Origin of the sequence: Rhodanobacter sp. K2T2 (assembly GCF_013408815.1) — a bacterium.
GTDB lineage: Bacteria > Pseudomonadota > Gammaproteobacteria > Xanthomonadales > Rhodanobacteraceae > Rhodanobacter.
In genome coordinates this window covers 1-13,030 of sequence record NZ_JACCCA010000010.1, presented here as the reverse complement: position 1 = coordinate 13,030, position 13,030 = coordinate 1, and the positions used below count along the sequence as shown (strand labels likewise).

Genomic DNA, 13,030 nt, shown 5'->3' with positions numbered 1-13,030 from the left:
TGTGACTTATCTTGCCTCATCCCTGAAACACTGTCGTGGGCAGCGGCGCGTTTTTCGTCTTTGCTGATCCGAATTCGGGGAAAAGTGACATGAAAACGCTTTCCGAAACGCTTGAGCGTGGGAATAACAATTTCGACCTTATCCGCCTTGTCGCCGCGCTGGCGGTGATGCTAGGACATTCGTACGGGCTGCAAGCCGGCAGCAAGATGGAATCGATGTTGATATTCACGCATCGGGAATCATTTGGAAGCCTGGCGGTTTATGGGTTCTTCCTGATTAGCGGCATGCTCGTTTCCGCCAGCTTCTTTAAACAGCCGTCACCGATGCGTTTTGTTTTGCTGCGCGCTTTGCGAATCTGGCCCGGAGCCATTGTTTGCGCATTGTTTATCGGTTTGTTCATCGGCCCCCTCTTCTCGAGCATGACAGTCTCCGCCTATTTCGCCAACCCGCAAACATTGTCTTGGCTGCTGCACAACACTTCCCTGATCGGGCATGTGGGAGGAGTGTTGCCAGGACTGTTCGAATCCAACGTTCTCAAGGGTTTTGCCAATGCAACTGTTTGGACGTTACCCGTTGAATTGGACTGCTATGTCATCGTTTTGCTGGCGGGACTGGCGGGTGTGATCGGTTCAAAGCGAGGGACCCTGTTATGGGTCGGCGTGGCTGCGGCGATTTTCACGATGTTCGCCAACCATCCGCCAGCCTTTCTGCCGACGGGCAATTTTTTTCTGCTCCCATTGGCGTATTCTTTTTATCCCGTGCCGTTTTTTCTGCTCGGTATGCTGTTGTACACGTACAGGGAAAATGTACGATTGAGTTGGATACCTGCTGCTCTGCTGGCGGTCGCCTATGTGGTTCTCCGGTTTTCCATGATCAGCACGATTCTGCTTTATCCGGCTTTTGCTTACGGCCTGTTGTGGCTGGCATCCGCGAATTGTCTGAAAAGACTCAAGCCGAAGCACGATTATTCGTATGGTATTTATCTTTACGGGTTCGTGGTTCAGCAGATCGTTGCGAGCATCAGTCCTTCATTGAACAATTATCTGGCGTTCTTCATTTCCGTTCCGGTAACGGTTGCACTGGCCGCGGCATCCTGGCACTGGGTCGAGCGTCCCTGTCTGTCCGTATACAGGCGTCGAACGATGAAGGCGGCTGGGAACGCAGCGCTCCCCCCTGAAGCGCGCCAATCCTGATACGACGCCGGGCGAAGTTCGCGATTCAGTTGGTTTGCATAGCAGCGGCGCCCCATGGCTGCTTACGGTCTTGCAGCTGCTCGAGAATTTCCGGTTCCACAGTGAACCTGGACGGTATGGCAGTGTCCTGCTTGCCCGGGCTCGGCCCTGAAAGCAGGTAATATATGCAACCTTTTATGGTAGTCGCCTGCGGAGGTTTGCCGCGGTGGCACAAGACGGCTGATAACTTATGACACCAAGAAAAACCGCCGATAAGCTCGGTCTGGGCACCCGTGCCATCCACGCCGGCCAGCAACCCGATCCAAGCACAGGCGCCATCATGACGCCGATTTACGCGACTTCGACGTATGTTCAGGAGAGCCCGGGCAAGCACAAGGGCTTTGAGTATTCTCGTACTCAAAATCCCACCCGCATGGCCTACGAGCGCTGCGTGGCCGATCTGGAAGGCGGTGTGGCCGGCTTCGCCTTTGCTTCGGGGCTGGCTGCCGCCGCCACCGTGCTGGATCTACTCGATTCCGGCAGCCATGTCATCGCGATGGACGACCTTTACGGTGGCACCTATCGCCTATTTGAAAAGGTGCGGCGCCGCTCCGCCGGGCTGGACTTCAGCTTCATCGATCTGAACGACACCGCAGCATTGAAGGCGGCGCTTAAGCCGAATACCCGGATGATCTGGGCGGAAACGCCGACCAATCCCATGCTGAAGCTGGTGGATCTGGTCCGGGTCGCAGCGTTTGCCAAAAAGCACGGCTTGATTCTGGTAGTGGACAACACCTTTTGTTCGCCGATGTTGCAGCGACCGCTCGAGTTCGGCGCCGATCTCGTGCTGCACTCGGCCACCAAATACCTCAACGGTCATTCTGACATGGTCGGTGGCATCGTGGTGGCTGGTGATAAAGAGCTGGCCGAGCAGATGGGTTTTCTGCAGAACTCGGTAGGTGCAGTAGCAGGGCCATTTGATTCATTCCTGGCCATGCGCGGTTTGAAGACCCTGCACCTGCGTATGAAGGCGCATTGCGCAGGTGCTTTGGAGCTCGCTGGCTGGCTGGAAAAACATCCTGCGATTGACCGTGTGATCTATCCGGGTTTGAAGAGTCACCCGCAGCATGCGCTCGCCAAACGTCAGATGGACGGTTTCGGCGGCATCATTTCTGCCGAAATAAAGGGTGGGCTGAAAAAGGCAAAGCGTATGCTCGAGCGCTGCGAGCTATTCGCGCTGGCCGAATCGCTCGGTGGTGTCGAAAGCCTGATTGAGCATCCGGCAATTATGACGCATGCTTCGGTGCCTTCCGCTAACCGCAAAAGGCTAGGCATCAGTGATGGCTTAGTGCGGCTGTCCATTGGCGTGGAGGATGTTGTGGATCTCATTGATGAGCTTGAAGAGGCGTTGCGATGAAAAAAGATTCCGCTCCTAGTGGTGCTGGAATTGTGTGGTATGTGTCTGGAGCGTTTATTTCAATTCTCCGCAATCGCTCTTTGTACGGAAGATTGGTCGGACGCGATATTCACAACCGGTATAAGGGTTCAGTACTCGGTATTGTCTGGACTTTACTCAACCCGCTTTCTTTGCTGGTAGTTTTTTCCTTCGTTTTCGGACTAGTTTTAAAGGCGCGTTGGGGAATAGGTGGGCGCAACTTTACTCTAGTGCTTTTTTCAGGTCTTATTCTTTTTACATTCATGGCGGAGTGCGTCAATCGAGGTCCAACGTTAATTCTTCAAAACGCGAATTATGTGAAGAAAGTAGTATTCCCTCTTGAGCTCCTGCCGGCTGTTGTGTTGGGGAGCGCTACTATCAATCTTGTGCTCTCCATGGCGATTCTAATGATCGGCGAGCTCTGGTATGGGGGAGGTTTACCTGTGACTTGGATTGCTATGCCGTTAGTTATTTTCCCTTTGATTTTACTGACGTACGGTTGGGTGCTCTTTTTGGCATCTCTAGGAGTTTTTCTCCGTGATTTGGCGCAACTTACTGGCATTCTAACTCTATTGTTGATGTACCTCGGACCGATTTTGTTCCCAGTTGATATGGTTCCCTCCCAGTTCCGTCCGTGGCTTAATTTAAACCCACTGACTTTTCCTGTTACTCAGTTTCGTGCTATCGCATTAAATAATCAGTGGCCGGATTGGAGTGGTTTGTGCTGGTATACGCTTATAGCCATTAGCATTACAACTTTTGGTTTTTGGTGGTTCTGGCGTACAAAAAATGGATTTGCCGATGTTGTCTGAACTTGCAATAGATGTAAGGTCGTTGTCTAAGTCTTTCTCAATTTATGAGAGTCCAGCGCACCGTCTTTGGCAGATGTTATTTCGCGGACATAGAAAGTTCTTCCGTGAACATGTCGTGCTAAAAGGAATATCTTTTCAAGTCCGTCGAGGCGAGACAGTTGCATTAATAGGGCGCAATGGGGCAGGAAAATCCACTCTCCTACAGATTCTATGCGGAACGCTAGATGCGTCTGGAGGACATTGCATCGTCAATGGCCGCGTTGCAGCTCTACTGGAACTCGGTGCAGGCTTTAATCCAGAGTTTACAGGGCGCGAAAACGTGTATATGAGCGGGCAAATATTGGGTTTGAGTGACGAGGAACTTGATTCACGTTACGAGAAAATCGTTGCCTTTGCTGATATCGGCGATTATGTCGATCAACCTGTAAAAACTTATTCCAGCGGAATGTTCATGCGATTGGCTTTCGCAGTGATCGCTCACGTTGATGCCGAAGTCTTGGTTATCGATGAGGCGCTAGCTGTGGGCGATGCGTACTTCGTCCAAAAATGCATGAGATTCTTGCAGACATTCAAGGCTTCTGGCGGCACTCTTTTGTTCGTAAGTCACGACACTACAACGGTTACGTCCCTATGTGATCGTGCAATCTGGCTTCAGGATGGTGCGGTGCGTTTAGACGCGGATCCAAAGCAAGTAACGGAAGCCTATCTTGCCGATATGTATCGACGTGCTCAGGGGGCAGATGAGTTGGACTCGCCAATTTATCAAGCTAGTAATGCTATAGCTCACCACAATGAGGACTTCATTGATGCTAGGCGTGACTTAGTATTGCACTCAAACATACGTAACGATATTGAAGTAAGGCCTTTTGATATTTTTGCAGAAGGATTTGGTAAAGGCGGGGCCGCGATCAAAAGCGTAAAACTAATGAATGAGCATGGTTCACCGTTATCATGGTGTGTAGGTGGTGAACGTGTAGATCTGATTATAAACGTTTTGGCAAACGAGCCAATTTCTAGTCTTATAGTTGGTTTTTTAGTTCGTAATAAGCAAGGGTTGTCTCTATTTGGGGATAATACGTATTTATCGTACTTGAATAATCCAATCGCTTTAGCTCCAGGCGAGGAATGCTGCGCAAGTTTTGAATTTCGTATGCCAGTGCTTCCGGGCGGAGACTATTCTATATCCGTTGCAGTATCCGACGGTACTCAAAACTCGCATGTTGTGCACCAATGGAAACACGACGCAATCATATTAAGCAGTCATTCTTCTCAGGTAAGTACAGGCTTGATTGGCATTCCGATGCGTTCGGTGAGGCTTGTGGCGCCATCTAAAATATAGCTAATGAATGTTATTCAATTGCTGCATATTTCTGGGTATGGATTAAATAAAATGGATGTTTTAAGTTTTTAAGTCAGCAATAGTAGCAAATTTAAATTCAAAATTTAATAAAAATCCATGAATATATGGAATTAATATTTATTGAAATTGCCGAAATAATTAATCGAAATTTCTTCCACGCAGAGGAGATGCCGATTTGGCAGTGACGCGCTAAACGAGACGATGCTGAATTTAAAGAAATACAACTACACGCATCTAGTATCTTCTTCTTATATGCAAGCCAAGCACAGCGTACTAGATTTTAGCTGGCTACAGCACGAATAAACGGTTAGCAAATTCGTAGTTATATTAACGTTAAACGTACGGTGCTTTAAAAGAGCTTCAGACGCCTCAAGCATATTCTTGGCAGTGCTTAAAAATATTTACTTAATATGGAAAATTTATTAGCTTAATTACGAAAATTGCTTTGTAGAGGCTTATCCATACTTTAGTCTGAGCTCAATTTTCATTATAGGATTTTTATGCACCGCGAAAACAACTTCGACGCAGTTAGACTGCTAGCGGCAGCGGTAGTTATCTTTGGTCACGCGCATCCATTAACCCATACGGTAGACCAAGGTGTTCTTGGAAACTCTGTGCAGGCTTTGGCCGTGAAAATTTTTTTCGTGATTAGCGGCTATTTGATTTGTACTAGCTGGTCGATCGACCCAAATTTTTTTCGCTATCTTCGTAAGCGTGCGCTGCGAATTTTCCCAGGCCTGATAGTGCTGTGCTTACTGACGGTATTCGTCGTTGGTCCTTTGATGACGGTCCTTCCGGTTTCTCAGTATTTCTCTTATTTGCATACATTTGGCTACTTTAAAAATATTGTTCTTAGGCCTGTATACGATTTGCCTGGTCTTTTTGCTCAAAACAGCTATCCAATAGCGGTTAACGGTTCTTTATGGAGCCTTCCGATAGAATTTGCAATGTACATGGTTCTTCCCTTGCTTTTGGTCTTAGGCAATGCACTCAAGACCCGCTCAGTGCTCGCCCTAGTCACCTTAATTTTTTGCGCTTTCAGTCTTAAATTTACGAGAATTGCACAGCCGTCGCTTCATCCCGTAATTTACGGTAGTGATCTGATAAGTGCACTAGATGTTGCTCCATACTTTCTAATTGGTGCGGTGGTAAAAGCGCTAAACATAGATGCGTTGCTTAACCCAACGGTGGCATTATTCTTTGTTTTCACGGTAGCTTTAGTTCAGCCATCTTCGCTTATTGGCTCTGAAGCCGTGCTATTCATTTTACTTCCATATTGCACTCTGTCATTGGCACTTAGCTCGCAACGCTTGCTTTCTAGTGCTGGTAGATTTGGCGATTTTTCCTACGGTCTATATCTGTACGGTTTTCTAGTTCAACAGGTAGTTAACCAATTAACTCAAAACGGGCTATCGGCCCTGCAAAACGCGTTAATCAGTCTGCCCATTGCACTCTTGTGTGCATGGTTCTCTTGGCGTTTTGTTGAGAAACCGATGCTTTCATTCAAACCACGCCCACGTCTAAATGACCTAAAGTTATCGCTTAAGGAAACCAACGTATGACAAACTGCCTCGTTACCGGCGGCGCCGGCTTTATCGGCTGTGCTATTTCCTCTGCGCTGGCGCAGCAGTTCGACAAAGTTATTGCCCTGGATAATCTTCATCCTCAGGTGCATAAAACCTCTGAGAGACCATCCGCTTTGGATGATAATGTGGAGCTTGTTGTCGGTGACATAACTGATCAGGCGTTATGGGGCTCGCTTTTGGCTCGATTTCAGCCAGACGTTGTCATTCATTTGGCTGCTGAGACTGGAACGGGTCAGTCGTTGACCGAAGCAACTAGGCATGCTCATGTCAACGTGACGGGTACCACCCGCATGCTCGACGCTCTGGCCGCCAGAGGCATCGTCCCTACTCGCTTTGTACTTTCAAGCAGCCGTGCGGTCTATGGTGAGGGGGCTTGGTGTGACTCTAATGGCAACGTTAGCTATCCAGGCCAACGCTCAGATTCGATGTTAGAGTCACAAACCTGGGACTTTCCTGGTTTACAAGCGCTTCCTTTTTGTGCGGATACCACGCAAACAAAGCCAACGAGCATTTATGGTGCTACGAAACTTGCTCAAGAGCATATTTTAAAAGCTTGGGCTCTTTCGTTCGGCTCATCCGCGAACATTGTCAGGCTTCAGAATGTTTATGGACCTGGCCAGTCTCTCTCTAATCCCTATACAGGAATCGTTTCCTTGTTTGCTCGACTTGCTAAAGAGGGACGCAGCATTCCGGTATACGAAGATGGAAAAATGCTTAGAGACTTTGTTTTCATAGAGGACGTCGCTAGAGCTATCTTGGCAGCGGCAACCACCGTACGAACAGACGTGTTGGCAGATATAGGCACTGGTGTCAGTACTAATATTTGGAGTATCGCTCGGATTGCGGCACAGATTTATGGGGCACCTGATCCGCACGTTACTTCGCAATATCGCAATGGCGACGTAAGGCATGCGGCATGCAAGGTTGATCTAGCCGCAGAACAGCTCAATTGGAAGCCAGAGACTAGTGCTGAGGATGGCATCCGGTTGTTATGCCATTGGATCGATAATGGCAACAAAAGGGCAGATGCATGAAAAAGAAGATTCCAATTAATAAAGTCGGGCATGTACGGATTCACTCGGTTCTTTATGGTAACGAACTTGACCGTATTCTAACGACTATTAGACATTTAAATCGGGCTGCAGATTTAGCCATAGGCGCCGGTGCTGTCGCATCGGTTACTTTGGTATACGGTGATAGCTCCCCTACGCCAACGTTCTCGAAAGATGATATTGAGTCAATTCGTGCCCAAAGTCCCGCCCTTGCTTGCGTAGACTATCTTTTTTTTGACAGTAATTTAGGTTCTGCTAAAGGCCACAATGCGCTGCTCGCCTATGCAGACGAGATGACGGAAGCAGGCACAGTAACCGATCACGTTTTAATTATGAATCCGGACGTGATGCTTGCTCCAGATGCTCTAATAGAGCTTGTACGGCCATTCCAGGACCCTCTGACTGGAATTGTTGAAGCCCGTCAGCTGCCCATTGAACACCCGAAAGACTATGACAAATCAACGGGGGAAACCGGTTGGGCAACGACGGCTTGTGCGCTTATTCGAATGGATGTGCTCCATAAGCTGAGCGGTTTCGATAGTGAGTCCTTCTTTCTATATTGCGACGACGTTGATTTTTCGTGGCGCGCACGTTTAAACGGCTATAAAGTGATATACCAACCATCGGCTGCTGTGTTTCATGACAAACGGCTTGGGCCGCAAGGTCAATGGGCTCCGACATCCTCTGAGCGCTATTATTCGGCAGAAGCTGCCTTGCTAATGGCGTACAAATACTCTCGTCTTGATATCGTTGAGCGGCTTTTGAAAACATTTGCGACATCGACCGAAAGTCATCTGAATAAGGCGGCTGAAAGCTATATTCAACGTAAGAAAGACGGTCGTTTACCCGAGGCAATCGACGCAGCCGGCAAAGTGGCTCACTTCGAAGGCGATTTCTACACTAAACACCGTTTCGGTCTCTAATATGTCTCTTTACCAAAACCCGTACCATCACGACAACGTCTATGGACACGTTATCGCTCTGCTCAAACAGCACACTGCTGGTGCTTCAGGTGTGCATATTGACATAGGCTGCAACGTTGCTGCCATTGCAGAGCATGTGCGTGATGATCTGCACCGAGAATATATCGGCTTCGATATTGACGGAGAGGCTCTGTCAATACTATCAAAGCGAGGTTTCGCCGGCCACCATATCGATCTATCAGATGTAGCTTCAGCTAAGACGGTAATTGAGGCTGCCGTATACGGAAGTAAAATAGCGTCCATAACAATTATAGACACACTTGAACACATAACTACTGGACCACAATTACTGTCCATGCTTAGCGAACTGGCTAAATCGCATGGAGCTCCACTGGTATCCTCGGTGCCCAACGTTGCTCACAGAGATGTAGGTTTTAAGCTCGCATTGGGAAAATGGGACTACACAACCGCAGGTCTACTTGACCACACTCACGTTCATCTATTTACTGACACGGGGCTGCGTAAAGTAATGCGGCTGGCTGGTTGGCACCAGATTGCAGCGTATGACGTTCTTCTTGCCAAAAGCGATCAACATTTCCCGCCTCATCATCCAGCCGTGGCTAGCGCTTCGGCATTGCACGGCCTACTTACTAGTCTCCGTGATGCTGTCGATGATCATGCACAAACGAATCAGTTGGTAAGAATGTGGTTGCCTGGACCTTCCTCGGGGGAAGGGGATATCGCGCATCCAGAATGCGATAAATCTCCTTTTTTGAGTGTTGTTACTCGTACTCAAGGTCGTCGCATAGACACACTTAGAGACGTACTTCTTTGTCTATCAGCTCAGACTGATCAGGATTTTGAACTCTGCATAATTGGACACAAGCTTAACAGCGAAGATCGCTTAGCCGTAGAGAGGATAATAGAAAATACGCACCTCGAAATGCGCGAGCGTATAAGGCTCATCAAAGTGGATTCGGGTAACCGCACTCATCCTCTTAATGTTGGCTTTCGTGAGGCTAGAGGAGAATACGTCGCGATCCTGGACGATGACGACATAGTGCTAGGACATTGGGTCGAAGAGTTCAAAAAGCTTGCGACTAAAACGCCTGGTGCAGTGTTGCGTGCGGGTAATGTTGCGCAGCTTTGGAGGCCTGTAAAAACGGCGTATGGTACACAGAGTGTGCGTGCAGTTGGTTCTATGGATGCATGCTTTCCTTTGACCTTTGATCATCTTAATCATTTGGTTGAGAATGCAAGCCCGCCGGTGTCACTGGCTTTTCCACGATCTGCATATGCCGATTTGTGTATCGTTTTCGATGAAACTTTAACGACAACAGAAGATTGGGATTTTTTGCTTCGCACCGCGGCAGTATGCGGTGTGGCATCAGCGAAGGAGATCACCTCGATTTATAGGCGCTGGGATCAAGCGGAGTCTTCATACACTGTCCATTCGCAAGAAGAATGGTTGTCCAATCATCACGCAATTTGGCGGAAGCTAGATTCGTTGCCACTCTTGTTGGGGCCCGGATCAGCTACACGGATACGACAACTGGTTGCCGACTACAACGCAAGGCATTTTGGAACACATCAAGTACTTCCGCATCCAGATATTGAGGCAGAGCGCTATGAAAACGCGATGCGCGAAGACATACATAACCTTTTACAAAGCAGGGGGTGGCGTTTTACCTCTCCCATTCGATTTGTTGCCGCGTTGCTTGGTCGTCCCAACAAATATCCAATGCTCTGGGCTATGCGTGGAGTTGAGTTGGAGCAATACAAAAAAATATTGCTTGGATCATTTTCTTATCGAGTTGCAAAAAAACTTAGAAGATTTAGCGCTCACTTACCGATTAAGGCTACTAAAGCTTAGAGATCATTATCTATAATATTTTTGTTATGGCGATAAATAACTAAATATTCATCTGATAAATTTGTATCGTATGCGATAAATTTAAGTTCACTTATAGTTTCCTGATTAGCGCTGATCCTCATTCAGTCGTCGCGCGATTTGAGACGTCCCGGAGCGATGGTATGCCCACATTCGATGGGGATAGGGGGCATGGCGATGAATCGGGCGCAGTTCTAACAAGGCCTGTCGATGGCACAGTTCATGGCGCAGTATGCAAGCGAGGCGAAGTTCCATCTGGCGCTGTTCACTCGCGCTGGCCGAAGGGGTATCACTGTCCGGCGTGTGCCGGCCGGTTGTCTTCTCGATTCCGAGCGAGGGGCAGTTGTACTACCAGTTTCGGGCGTGTTGGCATCAAACGACGCTGCTGAGATGCGCCGTGTTCGAGTCTACCAAGCTGCCGCTGACGACCGGGTTCCTCCCGATCCATCCGCTGCCTCGACCAGCATGGCCGCACTGGAAATGAAACGGCATCTGGGGATGAGCTACCGCACCGCATGGCGCTTGAAACACAAGGCGATGGAGGCGATGATGCATCGCGAGGAACCGTGCCAGCTCAACGGTTTCGTACAAATTGACGATGCCTGCCTGGGCGCTGAGCACGACGGCGGCAGGTCAGGCCGTGGCTCGGAAAACAAGCAGGCCTTCGTGATCGCGATAAAAACCGATGCCAATCTCGATCATCCGACCTTAGCCCTCATCGAACCGGTGTGCACCTTCGACAACTCGGCGATCACCGGCTGGGCCCAACGGCGGCTGGCCCCAGAGGCCGAAGCCTTTAGCGATGGGCTAGGTGCTTTTCGCCGTTTTGAGACCACCGGTCATGCCCATACCGTGCTCAAAAGCGAAGGCGGCCGGACCGCTCCCGAGATCGACGACACCTGCTGGGTCAATGTGCTGCTGTCAAACTTGAAATGCTCCATCGAAGGGACATATCACGCGTTCAAACATCACAAGTACGTATGTCGCTATCTGGCGGAAGCGGCCTGCCGATTGAACCGCCTTTTTCGCCTGCCTGAGTTCGTTCCGCGACGGCTGCGCGCCATGGTGCTCTGCATGCCTACCCCTGAGCCGCTTTTACGTTAGGCTACCAATTTTTCAGCTCAGGATCAGCGCTAATCAGGCAGTATCTTCAGTAAATTTTAATCATTTGGCTCTTATGGATGATTGGGCCGCCTATATAAGAATTAGGTGGCATCGAAGTGAAATACTTTATACATATTCCAAAAACAGCCGGAACATCACTCCGCGCCGCGGTGTGCAATATCGACCAGAGGAAATTAATTGTTGATCTCATTTATTCAGGTGATGATGTAAGTCGCCTGAGTAAATCGAATATTTTGAATAGAGATTCCCGCCTCCTTTTTGGGCACTTTTCTTTTGGAATTCATGCCTTATTTAGTGATCCTTCGCCGCAATATGCGACTGTAATGCGAGAGCCTGTTGAACGTGTTGCTTCGCTATATAGGCACCACTGTCGATTTACAAGTTCGCCGTTTTATTCTTTGCTGAAGAAGGAATGTTTGAGTCTCTCTGATTTTGTCGAGGCATGCATTACACCCGAAACAAATAACGAAATGGTGCGAACGCTTACTGCGAGTTACGGACGCCTTCCACTCTTGAGCGATAAGCTGTCAAATCTTTGGTGGCGGATGACTCGTGGAGTTCCCACTCGACAAATTAGCGAAAAATTTCGAATTAGACGAGCAATCAATAATATTGAAAATCACTTCAGTCACGTTGGTTTTACCAGTGATGTCAGCAGTACTTCAAGATTCTTTGAGGGATGGTTTGGTTGTGATTCAGGGACCATTATTGTTCCTCACGAAAATGGATTTCAGGGAGTGCGCGACGAGATATCTAGTACAGAACGACGTGTTATAGAAAATGCCAATCAGCTCGACCTCGAGCTTTACGAAAAAATGCGCGTAAGAGCTAAATAAAGTATTGAGGGCTTTGTCGACCGACGTCCCCCGCTTTGAGTAGCGGGACGGTTTGGAGTCCAGGGTTACTTTAACTGCTCGGCGTAGGCGGCGGGTGTCAGCCCGCCCAGCGCCTTCTTGGGTCGCTCCTCGTTGTATTCCCGGCGCCAAGTTTCGATCTCGGTGCGTGCATGTAACAGGCTCGGAAACCAGTGTTCGTTAAGGCACTCGTTGTAATGACCCAGCACTTCCTGCACAGGTCAGGCCGCTAAGGCATACGCCTCAGCGGGTGTTTTCATCTTCAACGCCTGGTGCGGGCGCTGGTGGTTGTAGAAGTGGATCCAGTCGCCGATCGTGCGCATGGCGTGGGTCAGGCTTTCGAACCGATGACGATGCACGCACTGCTCTTTCAACGTGCGAATGACCCGCTCGACCATGCCGTTCTGCTGCGGGCAATGCGGCGTAATGGACTCTTGCTGCAGGCCATAGCTGCGGACCAGGCTGGTGTATTTCCGGCTGGTAAAAACTAAGCCGTTGTCCGATCGAAGAAGAAAGGACGTGTTCACCTTGCCCAGGGTACCGAAGCGGCTGATCAGCGCCTGCTCCAGGGCGCCGGCGGCCGTGCTGGCCTTGCCACTGCGCGACAGATGCCAGCCAAGAAGCTCGCGGGTATGGCAATCGATGACCAACGCCAAGCTGAGCCAGCCGTCCTTGCCGCCCCAGACCCGGCACAGATCCGTCGACCAGCGCTCGTCCGGCCTGCTGGCGACCGACGGCAATGCCTGGATACGTGGACGCTGACCAATGGGTCGTTTGCGCACCTGCCAGCCCTTGAGCTGGAAGATGCGCTGGACCGTGT

General features: G+C 49.4%; 10 protein-coding genes and 2 pseudogenes. 10 read left to right on the top strand and 2 right to left on the bottom strand.

Annotation, left to right across the window (positions count from 1 at the left end; all coding sequences use genetic code 11):
* Positions 1 to 89 precede the first annotated feature (89 nt).
* From HDE78_RS15590 to HDE78_RS15545, 10 genes and pseudogenes are all read left to right on the top strand, one after another.
* Positions 90 to 1,193, top strand: coding sequence for an acyltransferase (locus HDE78_RS15590; protein ID WP_179481140.1), 1,104 nt, complete (start codon positions 90 to 92; stop codon positions 1,191 to 1,193).
* A 229-nt stretch (positions 1,194 to 1,422) separates the two neighbouring features.
* Complete coding sequence (locus tag HDE78_RS15585; protein WP_179481138.1) at positions 1,423 to 2,589, top strand: PLP-dependent aspartate aminotransferase family protein; 1,167 nt, start codon at positions 1,423 to 1,425, stop codon at positions 2,587 to 2,589.
* Positions 2,586 to 3,419 carry an ABC transporter permease gene (locus HDE78_RS15580; protein WP_179481136.1) on the top strand — a complete coding sequence of 278 codons (834 nt, stop codon included), beginning with the start codon at positions 2,586 to 2,588 and terminating at the stop codon, positions 3,417 to 3,419. The genes HDE78_RS15585 and HDE78_RS15580 overlap by 4 nt, the downstream gene beginning before the upstream one ends.
* A complete protein-coding gene (locus HDE78_RS15575; protein WP_179481134.1) occupies positions 3,409 to 4,758 on the top strand; it encodes an ABC transporter ATP-binding protein in 1,350 nt (449 codons plus the stop codon). Before HDE78_RS15580 ends, HDE78_RS15575 begins: the two co-directional genes overlap by 11 nt.
* 521 nt (positions 4,759 to 5,279) lie before the next feature.
* On the top strand, positions 5,280 to 6,341 hold the full coding sequence (locus HDE78_RS15570) for an acyltransferase (protein WP_179481132.1): 1,062 nt from the start codon (positions 5,280 to 5,282) through the stop codon (positions 6,339 to 6,341).
* The gene (locus HDE78_RS15565) at positions 6,338 to 7,399 is read left to right on the top strand and encodes an NAD-dependent epimerase/dehydratase family protein (protein ID WP_179481130.1); all 1,062 of its coding nucleotides are present in this window, start codon (positions 6,338 to 6,340) and stop codon (positions 7,397 to 7,399) included. The genes HDE78_RS15570 and HDE78_RS15565 overlap by 4 nt, the downstream gene beginning before the upstream one ends.
* A complete protein-coding gene (locus HDE78_RS15560; protein ID WP_179481128.1) occupies positions 7,396 to 8,340 on the top strand; it encodes a glycosyltransferase family 2 protein in 945 nt (314 codons plus the stop codon). Before HDE78_RS15565 ends, HDE78_RS15560 begins: the two co-directional genes overlap by 4 nt.
* A 1-nt stretch (position 8,341) precedes the next feature.
* Positions 8,342 to 10,213 carry a methyltransferase domain-containing protein gene (locus HDE78_RS15555; RefSeq protein ID WP_179481126.1) on the top strand — a complete coding sequence of 624 codons (1,872 nt, stop codon included), beginning with the start codon at positions 8,342 to 8,344 and terminating at the stop codon, positions 10,211 to 10,213.
* A 228-nt stretch (positions 10,214 to 10,441) separates the two neighbouring features.
* A pseudogene (locus tag HDE78_RS15550) lies at positions 10,442 to 11,335 on the top strand (IS1595 family transposase).
* Between the two features lie 116 nt (positions 11,336 to 11,451).
* Positions 11,452 to 12,192 (top strand): sulfotransferase family 2 domain-containing protein, encoded by a 741-nt coding sequence (locus HDE78_RS15545; protein WP_179481124.1) that lies wholly within the window; start codon positions 11,452 to 11,454, stop codon positions 12,190 to 12,192.
* Positions 12,193 to 12,257: 65 nt separating this feature from the next.
* Here HDE78_RS15545 and HDE78_RS15540 read toward each other — a convergent pair.
* Both HDE78_RS15540 and HDE78_RS15535 read right to left on the bottom strand, forming a co-directional pair.
* Positions 12,258 to 12,404: pseudogene (locus HDE78_RS15540) on the bottom strand (integrase core domain-containing protein); the annotation flags it as partial.
* A 27-nt stretch (positions 12,405 to 12,431) separates the two neighbouring features.
* Positions 12,432 to 13,030: IS3 family transposase (locus tag HDE78_RS15535; RefSeq protein ID WP_179481122.1), on the bottom strand; the 599-nt coding region annotated here is incomplete at its 5' end.

Coding starts and splice junctions, on each gene's coding strand:
- HDE78_RS15565 (WP_179481130.1), top strand. CDS start 6,338: ATGACAAACTGCCTCGTTACCGGCGGCGCCGGCTTTATCGGCTGTGCT.
- HDE78_RS15590 (WP_179481140.1), top strand. CDS start 90: ATGAAAACGCTTTCCGAAACGCTTGAGCGTGGGAATAACAATTTCGAC.
- HDE78_RS15580 (WP_179481136.1), top strand. CDS start 2,586: ATGAAAAAAGATTCCGCTCCTAGTGGTGCTGGAATTGTGTGGTATGTG.
- HDE78_RS15570 (WP_179481132.1), top strand. CDS start 5,280: ATGCACCGCGAAAACAACTTCGACGCAGTTAGACTGCTAGCGGCAGCG.
- HDE78_RS15575 (WP_179481134.1), top strand. CDS start 3,409: ATGTTGTCTGAACTTGCAATAGATGTAAGGTCGTTGTCTAAGTCTTTC.
- HDE78_RS15560 (WP_179481128.1), top strand. CDS start 7,396: ATGAAAAAGAAGATTCCAATTAATAAAGTCGGGCATGTACGGATTCAC.
- HDE78_RS15555 (WP_179481126.1), top strand. CDS start 8,342: ATGTCTCTTTACCAAAACCCGTACCATCACGACAACGTCTATGGACAC.
- HDE78_RS15585 (WP_179481138.1), top strand. CDS start 1,423: ATGACACCAAGAAAAACCGCCGATAAGCTCGGTCTGGGCACCCGTGCC.